Genomic DNA, 15,236 nt, shown 5'->3' with positions numbered 1-15,236 from the left:
TCCGCTGTTCAACGCTTGCCGCCGAAGATGCTGCCCATGATCCCGCGCAGAATCTGCCGGCCCAGCTGGTTGCCCACCGTGCGCGCGGTCTGCTTGGCCATGGTTTCGACCATGCCCTGGCGACGCTTGGTGCCAAACACCGCGTCCTTGACCGACTGGCCAAAGCCGCCGGCATCGGGATCTTCCTCGGCGGTCTTGGCCTTGGGCGCATTGGCCGCCTGCAAGGTGGCGTCGGCGCGCTTGGCCAGCAGCTCGGCAGCCGATTCGCGATCCACGCGGGTGTCGTATTTGCCGCCGACCGGGCTGTTGCCACGCACCTGCTGGCGCTCGGCATCCTGGATGGCGCCCATCCGGCAACGCGGCGGCGCAATCAGGGTCTGCTGCACCGGCGCCGGCACGCCCTTGTCCTGCAAGGTGGAGACCAGCGCTTCGCCGGTGCCCAGCTGCGAGATCGCCTTGGCCACGTCGAGCTTGGGATTGGGCACGAAGGTTTCCGCCGCTGTTTTCACTGCTTTCTGATCACGCGGGGTGAACGCACGCAGCGCATGCTGCACGCGATTGCCCAGTTGGCCGAGGATGTTGTCCGGCACGTCATCGGGGAACTGCGAGCAGAAGTACACGCCCACGCCCTTGGAACGGATCAGACGCACCACCTGTTCGATGCGCTGCTGCAGCGCGGCCGGCGCGTCGTCGAACAGCAGATGCGCCTCGTCGAACACGAACACCAGTTTGGGTTTGTCCAGATCGCCCACTTCCGGCAGGGTCTCGAACAGCTCCGACAACAGCCACAGCAGGAAGCTGGAGTACAGGCGCGGTTTGAGAATCAGCTGATCCGCGGCGAGGATGTTGATCACCCCGCGGCCATCCAGGCTGGTGCGCATCAGGTCGACCAGTTCCAGCGCGGGCTCGCCGAAGAACTGTTCGCCGCCTTCCTGTTCCAGTCGCAGCAGCGAACGCTGGATGGCGCCAATCGACTGCGCGCTGACCAGGCCGTAGCTGGTGGAAATGTCCTTGCGCTCATCGGCCACAAGGCCGAGCAGGGCGCGCAGGTCTTCCAGATCCAGCAGCAACAGGCCGCGGTCATCGGCCAGCTTGAACACGATGTCGAGCACGCCCGACTGGGTGTCGTTCAATTCCAGGATGCGCGCGAGCAGGGTAGGGCCCATCTCGCTGACCGTGGTGCGCACCGGGTGGCCGCGTTGGCCCCACAGATCCCAGAACACCACCGGGTTGGCTGCCGGCGCGTAGTCGCTCACGCCAATGTCCTGCGCGCGCTGCAGCACCTTCTCGTTGCCGTCGCCGGCCACCGCCAGCCCGGCCACGTCGCCCTTGACGTCGGCCAGGAACACCGGCACGCCCAGGCGCGAGAAGCCTTCGGCCAGGGTCATCAGGGTCACCGTCTTGCCGGTGCCGGTGGCGCCGGCCACCAGCCCGTGGCGGTTGCCGAACTTCGGTTGCAGCACTACCGCCACATCGTCAGTGATGCCCTTGCCCAACAGAATCGGATCCATGTGATTGCCTTGCTCGCGTCGATGGCGCGATTCTAGCGGTGTGAACCGGTGGGCGGAGCGTGACCGGCGTGGCTTGCCCCTGCCTGCATCGGGCCGGTACCCTGCCAGCTTCCCGTTTTCGCCGTGCTGCTTGCTGATGTCCGTATCGAAATCCTGCTTGCTCGTCGGGTCGTTGTCGATCCTGGCGCTGTCCCTGTTGTCCACCGCCCCGGCCTGGGCGCAGCGCGTATCGGCGCGAGACCAGGCCGCCATAGAAGGCCTGAACACGCGCATGGCCGCAGCCGAGAAGCGCTACCGCGACGGCCTGCGCCTGGTGGCCAACAGCGACGTCAAGGGCAAAGCCGAGACCGACGCCGCGCTGGAAGACATGGAGGACGTGCTGGACGCCTGCTACAAGCAGCGCGGCTGCCAGGCGCATACGCTGCTGGCCACCTACAAGCGCCTGCTCAAGGACACCGTCGACGCCAATGACGACGGCATGGGTGATGAAGGCGAGGACGTGTCCGTGGATCCGTTCGACGACGGCAGCGATCACACCCAGGCCGGCGCACAGGCTGCTCCGCAAATTCCCGAAGCCGAACGCGCCGCCTACCTGCTCAATGATCAGCGCCATGCCTTCGACAAGATGGTCGAATACAACCCGGCCGTGCAGGCGGGCATCCGCCGCTGGCTCACCGACATGCGCCCGGCGCTGATCACCAGCTACGAGAACTACCAGAACATGCGCGCCGAGATGTATCCGGACTGGGAGCGCAGCAAACTGCCCGAGGCGCTGTTGTTCGGCATCATGGCCAAGGAATCCAACGGCCGCGTGCACGCCACCTCGCGAGCCGGCGCCGCCGGGCCGCTGCAGTTCATGTACCACACCGGCCGCCGCTTCGGCCTGGGGCCGGATGGCACGGGCTTCGATACGCGCTACGACCCGGGTTCGGCCGGCGAAGCCAGCGCCGCCTACATGAATGAGCGCATGCGCGAACTCAACAACAACATCGAGTTCGCCCTGGCTGCCTACAACGGTGGCGAAGGCCGCGCCGGTCGTGTCTACCGGCAGTATCCGGGCCGCAGCTTCTGGGATGACGTGGTGTACGCGCAGTTCCCCGGCGAAACCCGTGACTACGTGCCGATGGTGATCGCGGCGGCCTGGTTGTTCCTGCATCCCAAGCAGTACGGCCTGGAATTTCCCAAGGTCAATGTGCAGCCGGCCACGCTGCGCTTGAGCCGTGACAGTTCGATTTACGAGCTGACCATCTGCCTGGGCAACGGCGGCACCCGCGATGGCTTCATGCGTACCCTGCGCAACCTCAACCCGCGCTACGAGGCCGAAGCCTGGATTTCCGCCGGCACTTCGCTGCGCGCCAATAACAAGATTGTGGCCCTGTACAACCGCTACTGCGTCAGCGGTCCGCGTGCGGATCTGGCGCGCACCCTGGTACGTGCCGATCCCAACGCGGCGATCAAGCGCAGTGCGCTGCCCGGGGTGGTGGCGGTGGGCGATGTCACCCCGGTCGAAGGCGTGCCGACCACCGTGGCCACCGGTGACCCCAAGCCGGCGCAGCCCAAGGCCAAGCAGGCGCGCGACTATCGCGTCGCCAAGGGCGATACACTCGGCCGCATCTCGCAGCGTTACCAGTGCGATCTCAAGCAACTGGCCAAGAGCAACGGCATCAAGGGACCGGCGTACAACGTCAAGCCGGGACAGCAGATCACCCTGACCAGCTGCAGGAAATAACCCCATGACCGACCTGGCCGCCCGCTCCCGTAAGTTCATGTGGTGGCGGCCCTTGGTCGGCATCAGCGCCTTGCTGGCGATCCTGGGCGCCGAAGCGGTGGGCCTGCTCGGCCTGCACTATCTTTTCAAACCACTCACCACGCTGCTGATTGCGCTGATGGTGTGGCGCTTGCCGGCGCATGAGCCGGTGTATCGCAGGGCCGTGTTGATCGGGCTGCTGCTGTCGCTGCTGGGCGATGTGTTCCTGATGCTGCCCGGGGACTGGTTCGCCTTCGGCCTGGGCAGTTTCCTGCTCGCGCATCTGGCTTATCTGCGTGCGTTGCGCTCGCGCGGGGCGTGGTTCAAGCCGGTGCTGCCGCTGCTGGGTTACGTGCTGATTGCCGGAGGCGTGCTGGCTTATCTGTGGCCGCATGTGCCGGGTGAACTGAAGGCGCCAGTCGCGGTGTATGTCATCGCGCTGGCCGCGATGGCGGCGCAGGCGGCCTGCGTATTCCATGCGCGGCCCGGCATTGCCGCGCGTTCCGCCGCCTGGGGTGGCCTGTTCTTCGTGGTCTCCGATGCCCTGCTGGCCATCGACAGGTTCGCCTCGCCGATCCCGCATGCGGCGGCGTGGGTGCTGGCGACGTACTGGCTGGCGCAGTGGAGCATCGCGCGCTCCGTCAGCGTCACGCGTGACGGGGACTTTGCGCCACCGCCGTAACGTAATAGCCTGCGCGCTGGACCTTGGCTTGGGGGAAGCCAATGAACGAGCAGGATGCCGGCGCGCTGACAGCGCCCGTGGTTACCACCGCCGCACCACGCCCACCGGCTCCCGCCTGGCTGTTGCGCCTGTGCGGCTGGCTGGCCTGTCTGTGCTACGTGGGCGCATCACTGGTGGTGATCGTCTCGCTGGATCTGGCCTTGTCGGCTCGCCAGACCTTCTTCCTCGGCGTGATGGGCCTGCTGGTCATGCTGTGGATCTCCGTGGTCGTGCATGAGGTGGGCCATGCCTGCATGGCTCGATGGACCGGCATGACCCTGCTGCGGATGGCATGGGGACGCATCGACATCCTGTTTCTGCGCCGCGGCTTCAAGCTGCGCTGGGCGCCGCGCACGTCCGGACGGCTCGGCTATGTCTACGCGGCACCGCCGGTTGGCATGCGGTTGGGCGCTCGCCTTCTCTGGGTGCTGGCCGGCGGCGCACTGGCCAACGGCATGGCGGCGCTGCTGGCTTTCGTGCTGGCGCTGGCGGCGGGCGTGGACGAGAGCGCGCTGGGCGCGAGCCTGATGGCGTTCGCCGTGCTCAATGTCTGCCTGGCCGTCGCCAACCTGTTGCCGTACGAGCGGCCCGCCATCAGTGATGGACTGCAAATACTGCAGGTGCTGCGCGCGGACAAGCATGCCTTGCCGGATCCGATTACCCGCACGATCGCCTGTTCCGTTGCCGGCGAAGACTTTCCGCCCGGGCTGGTCGACGAGGTGGCGACGCTGGGACCGCAAGGTCAGCTGCTCGCCTGCCTGCTGCGCATGAAACTGGCGCAGCTGGACGGCGACTGGAATGCGGCGATTGCCCAGGGCGAGCAGCAGGCGCGCATCGAATCGGCCGTGCCGCCGGCAATGCGCAAGAACGTGCACGGGCTGACCTCGTTGCTGCGCTACGAACTGGCGTTTGCCTGGGCCATGCGCGAACGGGATGCGCATTTCGAAATCACGCTGCCGCGCGATCGCGACACCGAATGGACCTCGCCGCAGCTGCGCCCACGCTGTCAGGCGCTGGCGGCGGCGCTGGCGGGTGATGCCACCCGCATGGAGTCGTTGCTGGACCGGGCCCGTCTACTGGCAGAGAACAGCCGGGAACGCTCGGTCGCAATATGCGAAGCCCGTCTGGCCCAGCACATCCGCGCGATGTGCGCGGAGGGGGCAGCGCCTCAATCGACCCGCTTGGCCAGCGCCTGACCCAAGCGCACCGGCGACTCCGCATGCAGGGCCGGGTCCAACTCGGCCACGCCCGGTGGCAGCAGCACGATCACGGTGGAGCCGTAGTTGAAGCGCGCCATCTCGGCGAAGCGCTCCAGGATGATGCCCTTGCCGCGATAATCCTTGCGCTGGATGCGATCACCGTAGGCAGGAATTTCTTCGCCGCTCCACACGGTTTCCACGCCGGAGACCAGCAGCGCGCCGACCATCACCGACACCATCGGGCCGAAGTCGGTGTCGAAATGGCAGACCAGCCGTTCGTTGCGCGCGAACAGGCCGGGCACATGCGCCACCGCGGCGGTGCCGACGCTGAAAAGCCGGCCGGGCACATGCACGGTCTCGCGTAGCGTGCCCGTCCAGGGCATATGCACGCGGTGGTAGTCGCGCGGTGACAGATACACCGTGGCGAACAGGCCATTGCGGAACGGCTCGGCGTCGGCGGCATCGCCCAGCAGTTCGGCGGCGGTGAATCCCTGGCCCTTGGCCTGGAAGATGCGGCCGTCCTGGATCGGTCCGCACTGGCTGATATGGCCGTCGGCCGGCATCAGCAGCGTGCGTGGGTCGGCATCGGCCACGCGCGCGCCCGGCTTGAGCGCGCGGGTAAAGAACGCATTGAAGCTGGGGTAGGCGGTGGGGTCCGGTTGCGCGGCTTCATTCAGATCCACGCCGAAGCGCTTGACCACCGCATCAATCAACCACTGCTTGACCGCCGGCGAGGTGGAATACGCCAGCTTGCGCGCCAGCGAGGACAGCCAGCGATGCGGCAGCACATAGGTCAGTTGGGTCAGCAGACTCATTTGGCGGTGGTCTCGGTCAGCGCCTGCAGATCGGCGGCGATGTCGGCGGGTTTGAACGGCGGCCGGATCATGCCGACCATGCGGCCCTGCGGATCCAGCACGGCGATGTTGGAGGAGTGATCCATGCTGTAGTCGTCGGGATTCTCGTCGAAGTGCTTGCCCGGCACCTTCATGAAGACAAAGCCCAGCGACTTGGCGAAGTTTTCCAGCGTGGGCAGATCCGCCGTGGCGGCCAGCGTGTCCGGATGAAACGCATGCGCGTACTCGCCAATCTTGGCCGGGGTGTCGCGATCCGGGTCCACCGACACGAACAGCACGCGCGGGCGGATCGACTCGGGCATGGCCTGCCACGGCTTCTGTGCCTGCGCCAGCTCGGCCAGCGTGGTCGGGCAGACATCGGGGCAGAAGGTGAAGCCCAGGAACACCAGCGTCCAATGGCCTTTCAGCTCACCGTCGGCCAGTTGCGTGCCATCGGACTGGCGCAACGAGAACGCCGGCAGGGGCCGCGCCTGCGGGAACAGGGTGACCGCGCGCGTGGCCGGCCAAGCCTGCACCGGGGTGGCCGGGCCGAAGAATTTCTGCGCGGCCAGCAGGCCGAGGCCAGCGGCCAGGGCGAGCAGCAGGATGATCCCGACTTTCTTGTTGAACATGGGGGCAGAGGCCTCGAAGAGTGCGGCAGGCTGGCGCGGGGCCAGCATCGCGGACCGGACATGATACCGGCGCGGTCCCTGTTCAGCGCCTATAATCGGCCCCGAATCCAATTCCGCTTCCCCCAAGCTGACCGCCATGACTGCCGACGCAGCCGACGAACTGCACACCCTCATCGACCTGATCCGCTACGGCGCCAGCCGCTTCAACGAAGCCGGGCTGACCTTTGGCCACAGCTACGACAACGCCATCGACGAGGCCACGCACCTGGTGCTGCATACCCTGCACCTGCCGCCGGATCTGGGGCCGGCCTACGGCCAGGCGCGCGTGACCCGTGCCGAGAAGGCCAAGGTGCTGGCGTTGTTCGATCGCCGCGTGGCCGAGCGCGTGCCGGTGGCCTACCTGACTGGCGAAGCCTGGTTTGCCGGCCTCAGCTTCAAGTCCGATGCGCGCGCGCTGGTGCCGCGCTCGCCGATTGCCGAGCTGATCGAAAGCGGCTTCGAGCCCTGGCTGGGCGGCCGCGAGGTCAACCGCGCGCTGGACCTGTGCACCGGTTCGGGCTGCATCGCCATCGCCATGGGCCACTACAACCCGGACTGGCAAGTGGACGGCGTGGACATCAGCGATGACGCGCTGGCGCTGGCCGGCGAGAACAAAATCCGCCTGCACGCCGATAACGTCACCCTGCTCAAGTCGGATCTGTTCGGTAGCCTGAGCGGCCGCCACTACGATCTGATCGTCACCAATCCGCCCTACGTCACCAACGACGAAACCGACGCGCTGCCGCAGGAATATTCCTACGAGCCCGAACTGGGCCTGCGCGCTGGTGACGATGGCCTGGATCTGGTGCTGAAAATCCTGCGCGACGCGCCGCTGCATCTGAGCCAGGAAGGCCTGCTGATCTGCGAAGTCGGCGAATCCGAACACGCACTGGTGCGGCTGCTGCCGGAAGTCGAATTCGCCTGGATCGAATTCAAGGTGGGGCAGATGGGCATCTTCGCGGTCGAATGCGCGGACCTGATCAAGCACAACGCCCGCATCCGCGCTCTGGCCGACGCCCGCCGCTAACAGGAATCCGGACCCACGTGAGCAGCAACAGCTTCGGACAACTCTTCACCGTCACCACCTTTGGCGAGTCGCACGGGCCGGCGATTGGCTGCGTGATTGATGGCTGCCCGCCGGGACTGGCGATCACGCCGGAAGAATTCCGCCACGATCTGGAGCGCCGTGCGACCGGCAAGAGCCGCCATACCTCGGCGCGGCGCGAAGCCGACGAGGTCGAGATCCTCAGCGGCGTGTACGAAGGCCGGACCACCGGCACGCCCATCGCGCTGCTGATCCGCAATACCGATCAGCGCAGCAAGGACTACGCCAACATCGCCCAGCAGTTCCGTCCGGGCCACGCCGACTACAGCTACTGGCAGAAGTACGGCATCCGCGATCCGCGTGGCGGTGGTCGTTCCTCGGCGCGCGAGACCACCATGCGCGTGGCGGCGGGCGTGATCGCCAAGAAGTGGCTGCAGCAGCGTTACGGCGTGCAGGTGCGCGGCTATCTGGCGCAGTTGGGTCCGGTGACGCCGCGCGCTTTCGACTGGGATGCGGTGGAACAGAACCCGTTCTTCTGGCCCTGCGCCGAGCAGGTGCCGGAGCTGGAAAGCTACATGGACGCGCTGCGCAAGAGCGGCGATTCGATCGGCGCGCGGGTCAACGTGGTCGCCGACGGCGTGCCCGCCGGCTGGGGCGAGCCGATCTACGGCAAGCTCGATGGCGAGCTGGCGGCCGCGCTGATGAGCATCAACGCGGTCAAGGGCGTGGAGATTGGCGACGGCTTTGCCGCCGTGACCCAGAAGGGCACCGAGCACCGCGACGAGATGAGCCCGCAAGGCTTTCTCAGCAACCATGCCGGCGGCATCCTCGGCGGCATCGCCACCGGCCAGCAGGTCACCGCGTCGATGGCGCTCAAGCCCACCTCCAGCCTGCGCCTGCCGGGGCAGACCGTGAACGTGGAAGGCCAACCCGTGGAAGTGATCACCACCGGCCGCCATGATCCCTGCGTAGGCATCCGCGCCACCCCGATCGCCGAGGCGATGATGGCGCTGGTGCTGATGGATCAGGCGCTGCGCCATCGCGCGCAGTGCGGCGATGTCGGCGAAGTACCGCCGCATGTCCCCGGAACCCGCGGTGGCTGAGAGCCGCCCGCGCGTCTGGGTATCGCAACCGCTGTTCGATGATGTGATCGGACGGCTGGACGAGTACTTCGACGTGCAGTCCACTGCGCAGGTCAGCGAGTACGCGGCCGGCGAAATCGCCGCGCACCTGCGCCAGGCGCATGGCGCGGTGGTGACCCTCAACGAGCGCATCGGCACGGCTGAAATCGCCGGCGCCGCCCACCTGCGGGCGATCGCCAATGTCGGCGTGGGCTACAACAACCTGGACATCCCGGCGCTGAGCGCGGCCGGCATCATCGCCACCAACACGCCGGACGTATTGACCGAGACCACCGCCGATTTCGGCTTCGCGCTGCTGATGGCCACCGCGCGCCGCATCACCGAGGCCGAACGCTGGCTGCGCGCCGGCCAGTGGCAGCAATGGTCGTTCAGCAGCATGCTCGGCTCGGATCTGCACGGCAGCACGCTCGGCATCCTGGGCATGGGCCGGATCGGCCAGGGCATCGCCCGCCGCGGCGCCGGCTTCGGCATGCGGGTGCTGTACCACAACCGCAGCCGGCTGCCGGCCGCGGTGGAAGGCCAATGCCAGGCCAGTTACGTGGATTTGGACAGCTTGCTGCGGCAATCGGATCATTTGCTGCTGGTGTTGCCGTATTCTCCGGAAGTCCACCACCTGATTGACGCCAGCGCGCTGTCGAAGATGAAGCCCTCCGCCACCCTCGTGAACATTGCCCGCGGCGGCATCGTCGACGAAGTGGCATTGGCCGCGGCGCTGGCGCAGGGTCGCCTGGCGGGCGCAGGCCTGGATGTCTACGAAGGCGAGCCGCAGGTGCGTCCGGAACTGCTGGCGCTGGACAACGTGGTGCTCACCCCGCATATCGCCAGCGCCAGCCTGGCCACCCGCCGCGCCATGGTGACGCTGGCGGTCGACAACCTGATCGCCGCCCTCGGCGAAGGTCCGCAGGCAGGCCGTCCGGCCACGCCCATCAATGCTGACGTCATTACCGGCAAGACCATCGCGACCAAACGATAGGGAGCCTCTGGCCGTGCCTGGAGGTTCCCCGAACACAGCCCCCCATCGCTGTCCGCTGTTTTCATCCACTCATTCGCGAAACTTTCCATGACTTCCCAGAACCGCAGTTTCAACGTCGCTGTCGTCGGTGCCACCGGCGCGGTCGGCGAAACCATGTTGTCCATCCTGGCCGAGCGCGATTTCCCGATCGGCAAGCTGGTGGCCCTGGCCTCCGAGCGTTCGGCCGGTGGCGAGGTCGAATTCAAGGGCGGCAAGATCGCCGTGCAGGACCTGGCCACGTTTGATCCGGCCGGCATCGACATCGCCCTGTTTTCCGCAGGCGGCAGTGTCTCCAAGGAGTACGCGCCCAAGTTCGCCGCCGCCGGTGCGGTGGTGATCGACAACTCCTCGGCCTTCCGCTACGACGATGACGTGCCGCTGGTGGTCAGCGAAGTCAATCCGGAGCAGGTGCAGAACCGTCCGCGCGGGATCATTGCCAACCCCAACTGCTCGACCATGCAGATGCTGGTGGCGCTGGCGCCCATCTACCGCGAGGTGGGCATCGAGCGGATCAACGTGGCCACCTACCAGTCGGTCTCCGGCGCCGGCCGTTCGGCACTGGAAGAGCTTGGCCGCCAGACCGGCGCGCTGCTCGGTTTCCAGGATCCGGATCCGCAATGCTTCCCGGTGCAGATCGCCTTCAACCTGATCCCGCACATTGACGACTTCCTCGACAACGGCTTCACCAAGGAAGAAATGAAGCTGGTCTGGGAGACCCGCAAGATTCTCGGCGACGACAGCATCCAGGTGAATCCCACCGCCGTGCGCGTGCCGGTGTTCTACGGTCATTCCGAAGCGGTGAACGTGGAGACCAAAACCAAGATTACCGCCGACGAAGCGCGTGCGTTGTTGCGCAGCTCGCCCGGTGTGGAAGTGGTGGATGATCGCGAAGCCGGCGGCTATCCCACCCCGGTTACCCATGCCTCGGGCACGGATCCGGTGTACGTGGGTCGCATCCGCGAGGATTTGTCGCACCCGCGCGGCCTCAACCTGTGGATCGTCTCGGACAATATCCGCAAGGGGGCGGCGCTCAACGCGGTGCAGCTGGCCGAACTCGTCGCCAAGAATGGCTGAGCAAGGCGCGGACCCGCTATAGTCCCCGCCATTGCGAGGAGAGGGGTGGGGTGATGCCAAGCAGGCGACATCGTTGGCGTGCCGTGGCCGGGTTGGCACTGATGCTGTTGAGCAGCTCGGTGCTGGCGCTGGGCCTGGGCGAGATCCGGGTGAAGTCCTCACCCGGACAGCCGCTGCTGGCGGAAATCCCGATCATCTCCACCGAGCCGGGCGAGCTGGAGCAGTTGCGCGCCCAGCTCGCTTCGCCGGCCACGTTTGAACGCGTGGGCTTGCCCAGGCCACAAGGCCTGGTCGGCGATCTGGAATTCAATGTCGCCCTGGACGATGCCGGGAGACCGGTCATCCGCGTCACCAGCCAGGCACCGGTGACGGTGTCGGTGGTGAACTTCCTGATTGAAGTAGACTGGGGCCAGGGGCGTCTGGTCCGCGAGTACGCGGCGATGGTGGATGCACCCTCGACCGTGGCCGCGGCCTCGCAACCGGCCATCGAGGCGCCGCAGGTGGCGCGCGACAACGTGATTGAACGTCCCGCCGCAGCGGCGACCAGCGAGCCGCCGAGCGAGCCTGCGCCCGTCGCACCGACGCCGGAAGCGGCGCCCGATGCGCGCGTGGCGAGCGCACCGCCAGCACCGGCGCCAGCCGCACCTGCACCTGCACCGAGCTTTGACGGCGGCGACAGCCTCACTGTCGCTCGCGGCCAGACGCTGTCGCAGATTGCCGCGCAAGTGGCCAGCGGCTACAGCATCGACCAGACGATGATCGCGCTGCTGCGTGCCAATCCCGAAGCGTTCATCCGCGGCAACATCAACCGGCTCAAGCAGGGCGCGGTGTTGCGGGTGCCGCCGTCCGGCGATGTGGCGCAGTTGGGCGAAAGCGAAGCGGCGGCGCTGGTGCGCAGCCAGATTGCCGAATGGCGGCAGGCGCGCCGGCCGATTCCGCAACCGGCGGCGATCGCCAACAACGAACCGACCACCACGGCCGCGCCCCGCGTAGCCGATGCACGTCTTGAAATCGCTCCGCCGTTGGCCAGTGCGGCCACGCGGGCGGGAACACAATCCGGCGTCGACGCCGGCGGCGAGGGCGACATGCTGGCAAACGAACAACTGCAACAGAGCAAGGAAGAGCTGGCTGCGCGCGATGCCGAAGTGCAGGAACTGCGTTCGCAGGTGGCCGAACTGGAAAAACTCAAGCAACAGCAATCCAAGCTGATTGCGATGAAGGACAGCGATCTGGCGGCCGCACAACAGCGACTGGAGCAGAGCAACGGTGCCACCGCCGGCACCCCGATCTGGGTGTGGGCTGGCTGGGGCCTGCTGATCATCGGCGCGCTGGCCTGGATCCTCAGCAGCCGGCGCAAGCGCGTGGCGCCCACGCCGGCCAAGCCGTCCAAGGTGTTCGGTAACGCCGAACTGGCCGCGGCCATGCCGGCCCGCGTCGAGCCCGCCACGGCCACCCCGGCGGCAGCGGCTACGGTCAGCGACGAGCGCGTCGAGCCCGTACTGGCAACCGCGCCGGCGGCAGCGGTCGCGTCCGCATCGGCGGCGGCCGCCAAACCGGCCAAGGCCGCCAAGGCACCTGCCGCGCCGGCCAAGCCGACCTGGCATTCCGGCGATGCCGTCGCCAGCGTGGCGCCGCTCAATTCGTCACCGGCCGGGCGCGAGCGCCTGGAACTGGCGATTGCCTATCTGGATCTGGGCGACACGGTCACCGCGCGCGATCTGTTGAATGAGGTCGTGGCCGGCAACGATGACGTGGCCCGCCAGGAAGCGCTGCAACTGCTGCGCGAGCTGGGTTGATCGGCTTGGGTGATGCGGTCTGATGCGGTACGCACTGGCAGTTGAGTACGACGGCGGTGAATTCCGCGGCTGGCAACGCCTGACGGCTTCGGGCACGCGTGACGATCAGAGCAGCGTGCAGTCGACTCTGGAGAACGCCTTGTCGCGCCTGGCCAATGCGCAGGTCGACACGATCTGCGCCGGTCGCACCGATGCCGGCGTGCATGCGCAATGCCAGGTGGTGCACTTCGACAGCGACGCCGCGCGCGATCCGCGCAGCTGGGTGCTGGGCACCACCGCCAATCTGCCACCCGCGGTATGCGTGCGCTGGTGCCAGCCGATGCCGGAGGATTTCCACGCGCGCTTCTCGGCGCGCGCACGCCGCTACCGTTATCGGCTGGTCAACCGCATGGTCCGCCCGGCGCTGAATCGCCAGACCCTGAGCTGGGAACGCCGACCGCTGGATGCCGACGCGATGCATCGCGCCGCGCAGGCCTTGCTGGGCGAGAACGACTTCAACGCCTTCCGCAGCGTGCAATGCCAGTCACCGCACGGCTTCCGCAACCTGCATTCGATCCGCGTGGTGCGCGAAGGCGAGCAGGTCTACGTGGACGTGCAGGCCAACGCGTTCCTGCATCACATGGTGCGCAACATCGTCGGCTCGCTGCTGGTGATTGGCCGCGGCGACCAACCGGAAAGCTGGATGGCCGAATTGCTCGCCGGCAAGGACCGCACTGTCGCCGGACCCACCGCCCCGCCGGACGGCCTGGTCTTCGTCAGCCCGCTCTATCCCGCGCACTGGAATCTCCCCGCCGAGGTAACGCTGCCGGAAGCTCTGTCCTCCCCATCCCGCTAACCGCGTAAATTCCTCCCAACGACCTGATTTCCCGCCCATGCCCACCCGCATCAAATTCTGTGGCCTCACCCGTGGCGAAGACGTCCGCGCCGCGATTGAACTGGGCGTGGATTACCTGGGCCTGGTGTTTGCCGCACGCAGCCCGCGCCGCCTCTTGATTGGCCAGGCGCGCATGCTGCGCGAGCTGGTGCCGGAAGAAATCGGCGTGGTCGCGTTGGTGATGGACAACGGTCCGATCGAAGTGCAGGGCATCGTCGAGCATGTGCGTCCGGACCTCCTGCAGTTCCATGGCAGCGAGGACGATGGTTTTTGCGCGGGCTTCGGCGTGCCGTACTGGAAAGCCATCGCCATGGGCGGCGCCGAAGGCAACGCGTTTGCCGCGATGGCGGGCTATCCGGGCGCGAGCGGCTTCCTGTTCGATGGCCATGGCGCGGGCGAGCAGGGCGGCAGCGGCAAGCGCTTTGACTGGAAGCAGACCCCGCAAGGCCTGGATCGTCCGTTCCTGCTGGCCGGTGGCCTGTCACCGGAGAACGTAGGCGTGGCCATCTGCACCGCGCATCCGTGGGGCGTGGATGTGTCCAGCGGCATTGAATCGGCGCCGGGCATCAAGGATGCGGAGAAGATGCGCCTGTTCGTCGAAGCCGTGCGTCACGCCGATCAGGGCTGAGCGAGTTCCCGTTGCAGCCATGCGGCCAGGCGCGGAATGCGCGGGTCGGCGTTGCCACGCGCAGCGGCCAGCCACCATTGGCCGGTGGCGTCACTGAAACCCCATGGTGCGACCAACCGGCCTGAGGCCAGGTCGTCGGCCACCAGAGGCTCCGGTGCAATCGCCACGCCCATGCCGGCGATGGCGGCTTCCAGCAGGTAATAAAGATGTTCAAAGCCCGTGCCCAATTGCAGGCGTGCCGGCTCCAGGCCGTGTTGCCGCAGCCAGTTGGGCCAGGCCTGCGGGCGCGAGGTGGTATGCAGCACGGCTTCTTCCAGCAAGCGCGAGGTCGGCGCCTGCGCCAACGCGGCATGGCCGGCGTAACGCGGACTCAGCACCGGACCAATCCGCTCGCTGCCCAGCACATGCACCTTCCACTCGCGCGGCGCCGGCGGCTCGGCCACCAGCAGCGCGGCATCCAGGCCGGTCAGGCCGGCATCGAAGTCGCGCTCCTGCGCCGACAGATGCAGGGTGATGTCGGGCAGATCCCGCGCCAGCCGATCCAGTCGCGGAATCATCCAGCGCGCCAGCACGCTCGCCGGGCAACCCAGCACCAGGGCGCTGGCCTGCGGCCCGCGACGCAGCGCGGCTGCGGTATCGCGCAGGCGCACGAACGCGGCCTGCGCGGCGTCCTGCAACTGGCGACCGGCGTCGGTCAGGCGCAGCCCGCGTCCTTCGCGCACGAACAGGGCCACGCCCAGGTCGTCCTCCAGCAAGCGCAGTTGGCGGCTGACCGCGCCATGGGTGACATGCAACTCGCGCCCGGCCGCGCCCAGGTTGCCCAAGCGGGCCACGGCCTCGAAGGCGCGCAGGGCGTTCAGCGGTGGCAGGTTTCCGACCATGTCCTGTGAGTTTATCTGACAGAACCTTCAGAAAACATCGATATTGGCCGAACAACCTGTGCGTTAAGCTATCGGCTCGTCCCCGCTCCGCCAGTCTCCTGC

Annotated in this window: 14 protein-coding genes; 10 read left to right on the top strand and 4 right to left on the bottom strand. The window is 67.2% G+C overall.

Features of this window, described 5'->3' with window-relative positions; translation table 11 throughout:
- Nucleotides 1–8: 8 nt before the first annotated feature.
- Nucleotides 9–1,511: a helicase HerA-like domain-containing protein gene (locus tag B5X78_RS01940; RefSeq protein ID WP_079722796.1), complete on the bottom strand. Its 1,503-nt coding sequence runs from the start codon at nucleotides 1,509–1,511 to the stop codon at nucleotides 9–11.
- A gap of 136 nt (nucleotides 1,512–1,647) precedes the next feature.
- Between B5X78_RS01940 and B5X78_RS01935 the strand changes: the two genes are divergently transcribed.
- Genes B5X78_RS01935 through B5X78_RS01925 form a run of 3 tightly spaced genes read left to right on the top strand, consistent with a single transcriptional unit; the run spans nucleotide 1,648 to nucleotide 5,175 of the window.
- Nucleotides 1,648–3,240 (top strand): transglycosylase SLT domain-containing protein, encoded by a 1,593-nt coding sequence (locus B5X78_RS01935; RefSeq protein ID WP_079724385.1) that lies wholly within the window; start codon nucleotides 1,648–1,650, stop codon nucleotides 3,238–3,240.
- Between the two features lie 4 nt (nucleotides 3,241–3,244).
- Nucleotides 3,245–3,940 (top strand): lysoplasmalogenase, encoded by a 696-nt coding sequence (locus tag B5X78_RS01930; protein ID WP_229730994.1) that lies wholly within the window; start codon nucleotides 3,245–3,247, stop codon nucleotides 3,938–3,940.
- A gap of 41 nt (nucleotides 3,941–3,981) precedes the next feature.
- On the top strand, nucleotides 3,982–5,175 hold the full coding sequence (locus tag B5X78_RS01925; protein ID WP_079722795.1) for a M50 family metallopeptidase: 1,194 nt from the start codon (nucleotides 3,982–3,984) through the stop codon (nucleotides 5,173–5,175).
- Here B5X78_RS01925 and asd read toward each other — a convergent pair.
- Entirely contained in the window at nucleotides 5,148–5,993 is an 846-nt protein-coding gene (gene asd / locus B5X78_RS01920) for an archaetidylserine decarboxylase (protein WP_079722794.1), read from the bottom strand. The genes B5X78_RS01925 and asd overlap by 28 nt on opposite strands.
- Nucleotides 5,990–6,643 (bottom strand): SCO family protein, encoded by a 654-nt coding sequence (locus tag B5X78_RS01915; protein ID WP_079724383.1) that lies wholly within the window; start codon nucleotides 6,641–6,643, stop codon nucleotides 5,990–5,992. Before B5X78_RS01915 ends, asd begins: the two co-directional genes overlap by 4 nt.
- 136 nt (nucleotides 6,644–6,779) lie before the next feature.
- Here B5X78_RS01915 and prmB point away from each other — a divergent pair, with 136 nt between their 5' ends.
- From prmB to B5X78_RS01880, 7 genes are all read left to right on the top strand, one after another.
- A complete protein-coding gene (prmB, locus tag B5X78_RS01910) occupies nucleotides 6,780–7,709 on the top strand; it encodes a 50S ribosomal protein L3 N(5)-glutamine methyltransferase (RefSeq protein ID WP_079722793.1) in 930 nt (309 codons plus the stop codon).
- Nucleotides 7,710–7,726: 17 nt separating this feature from the next.
- The gene (aroC, locus tag B5X78_RS01905; RefSeq protein WP_079722792.1) at nucleotides 7,727–8,830 is read left to right on the top strand and encodes a chorismate synthase; all 1,104 of its coding nucleotides are present in this window, start codon (nucleotides 7,727–7,729) and stop codon (nucleotides 8,828–8,830) included.
- Nucleotides 8,805–9,842 (top strand): 2-hydroxyacid dehydrogenase, encoded by a 1,038-nt coding sequence (locus B5X78_RS01900; protein ID WP_425478685.1) that lies wholly within the window; start codon nucleotides 8,805–8,807, stop codon nucleotides 9,840–9,842. Before aroC ends, B5X78_RS01900 begins: the two co-directional genes overlap by 26 nt.
- 87 nt (nucleotides 9,843–9,929) lie before the next feature.
- Entirely contained in the window at nucleotides 9,930–10,955 is a 1,026-nt protein-coding gene (locus tag B5X78_RS01895; protein ID WP_079722791.1) for an aspartate-semialdehyde dehydrogenase, read from the top strand.
- 53 nt (nucleotides 10,956–11,008) lie between these two features.
- On the top strand, nucleotides 11,009–12,751 hold the full coding sequence (locus B5X78_RS01890; protein WP_425478684.1) for a FimV/HubP family polar landmark protein: 1,743 nt from the start codon (nucleotides 11,009–11,011) through the stop codon (nucleotides 12,749–12,751).
- Nucleotides 12,752–12,773: 22 nt separating this feature from the next.
- Nucleotides 12,774–13,586 carry a tRNA pseudouridine(38-40) synthase TruA gene (gene truA / locus B5X78_RS01885; RefSeq protein ID WP_079722789.1) on the top strand — a complete coding sequence of 271 codons (813 nt, stop codon included), beginning with the start codon at nucleotides 12,774–12,776 and terminating at the stop codon, nucleotides 13,584–13,586.
- 37 nt (nucleotides 13,587–13,623) lie between these two features.
- Entirely contained in the window at nucleotides 13,624–14,253 is a 630-nt protein-coding gene (locus B5X78_RS01880; RefSeq protein ID WP_079722788.1) for a phosphoribosylanthranilate isomerase, read from the top strand.
- Here B5X78_RS01880 and B5X78_RS01875 read toward each other — a convergent pair.
- Nucleotides 14,244–15,134: a LysR family transcriptional regulator gene (locus tag B5X78_RS01875; RefSeq protein WP_079722787.1), complete on the bottom strand. Its 891-nt coding sequence runs from the start codon at nucleotides 15,132–15,134 to the stop codon at nucleotides 14,244–14,246. The genes B5X78_RS01880 and B5X78_RS01875 overlap by 10 nt on opposite strands.
- Nucleotides 15,135–15,236 lie beyond the last annotated feature (102 nt).

The sequence above is a fragment of the Pseudoxanthomonas indica genome, from assembly GCF_900167565.1.
Taxonomy (GTDB): domain Bacteria; phylum Pseudomonadota; class Gammaproteobacteria; order Xanthomonadales; family Xanthomonadaceae; genus Pseudoxanthomonas_A; species Pseudoxanthomonas_A indica.
This window is presented reverse-complemented; position numbering and strand designations above follow the sequence as displayed.